The organism is Haloechinothrix alba (assembly GCF_900188115.1).
Classification (GTDB): domain Bacteria; phylum Actinomycetota; class Actinomycetes; order Mycobacteriales; family Pseudonocardiaceae; genus Haloechinothrix; species Haloechinothrix alba.
The window spans coordinates 1-1,155 of record NZ_FZNW01000078.1 but is presented as its reverse complement, the minus strand read 5'-3'; the positions used below and the strand labels follow the sequence as shown (position 1 = coordinate 1,155).

Annotated in this window: 2 pseudogenes; both read right to left on the bottom strand. The window is 64.8% G+C overall.

Features of this window, described 5'->3' with window-relative positions:
- Positions 1-140 (bottom strand): annotated as a pseudogene (locus CHB84_RS23750) (IS481 family transposase); the annotation flags it as partial.
- A 597-nt stretch (positions 141-737) separates the two neighbouring features.
- Positions 738-1,155: pseudogene (locus CHB84_RS24150) on the bottom strand (transposase); the annotation flags it as partial.

The following is a 1,155-nucleotide window of genomic DNA, read 5'->3' as shown; positions in this document are numbered from 1 at the left end:
CACTTCTTCGCGGTCCGCCAGCAGACGTCGTAGCGCTCCGCGGCGCGCCCGATCGGCCAGCCGCCATCGACAATCAGACGCGCCAACCGCACACGTGCACGCGGGGTCAGGGCAGCATTGGCATGAGTAGCGTGGGACACGAAGGCCTCCTTGGTGTGAAGCGGTTACTCGACAGCTCCACTCCACACCGGGAGGCCTTCACCCATCCACGACCTCAGACCGTGTCGTCACAACACCTCAACCAACCTGCCTGGACATCACACCTAGTAAGTCGGACAGCCTGTTGCGACGGCTGACAGAGGAGGCAACGACGAGGCCGAGCCATAATTGGGGGCGAGGCGTGACGACCGAAGCAATCGCCGGTAACCTGCCCTGTTCAGAGCCAGTATTTCCCGACTTGTGTCGGGTTAGCGGTGTCGTGGTCGGGTTGGCCGCCCGTAGCGTGCCGCAGGAGTCCGGGCAGGCTGGCTGTCTTTGGGTGTCTCGTTTGCCCGGGTTCCGTTCGCGGCTTCACTCAACAGAGGCGTGAGCTGCGAGGCCACCCTGGTTTTCGAAGTCGGACTGTCGGCCGCGGATCCCCCGACCCCGACCATGCGAGAACGGAGGCTGCCGCCGATGATGCTGATTGGTATCGGCCCGCACAAGCACACTCATACTGCGACGACCGTGGCTCCGGACACCAACCAGGACGTTGCCTGGCTCTGGCGTATATTTGGTGGTGACGTTGGGTAGCGTTGGCCGAGCAGTATGCGGTGGCGGAGGAGGTGGAAGCCTGCCCGGCCGTACATCTGCCGTTTGATCATCTTCGTTTTGGTGTTCAGTCCTTCTGTTCGTCCATTGTGGAATGTATGGGTGAGGGCGGCGCCACGGCGTGGCGGTCGAACTCGATCCGCGAGTGAACGCGTGCAGGTGAGGTAGATCCTCGGCCCGGGCCTGGTCGATCCAGCGGGTCAGGCGCTCATCGTTGCCAGCGACTGGGGCGAGCAGGGCGGCGAAGTCGCCGACGAGGGCAGCGAGCCCCGTCATCTCGGGGCAGGCGCCGGTAGTGGCGTCGATCCGCTCCCGCTGGTGGTCTGTGAGCTTGTCCGGGCGGGTGAGCAGGTGTAGCGGGTGAGGCGCTTGGGCGAGATCGCGGGCCGGTCGGCCTCGACCCTG